Origin of the sequence: Bacillus cereus group sp. N21 (assembly GCF_016483395.1) — a bacterium.
Taxonomy (GTDB): Bacteria; Bacillota; Bacilli; order Bacillales; family Bacillaceae_G; genus Bacillus_A; species Bacillus_A pseudomycoides.
Map to the genome: position 1 here is coordinate 1 of NZ_JAEHBX010000345.1, position 267 is coordinate 267.

Sequence of the window (267 nt, forward strand, 5' to 3'; positions counted from 1 at the left end):
TTGATACAGGTATCTTGGCTTTCTTCAGCGATTTACAACAGAAATAAAGGAACAATCGATATGCGTTTCGATCCATTATTAAAGCCATTTCTATTAGAATTAAGCAGCAAGTTTACAAGCTATAGATTAGCTAATGTTATTAAATTGAAAAGTACATACGCTATACGTATTTATGAACTACTAAAACAATATGAAGATTTAAAGGAACGTACAATTAGTCTCGAAAATTTAAGATATTACTTAGATGCAATGGATATATACCCTAAC

Annotated in this window: 1 protein-coding gene; it reads left to right on the forward strand. The window is 29.6% G+C overall.

Annotated elements, in window-relative coordinates:
- The coding region (locus JDS96_RS31125) for a replication initiation protein (RefSeq protein ID WP_199669159.1) at positions 1–267 on the forward strand (267 nt) is incomplete at both ends.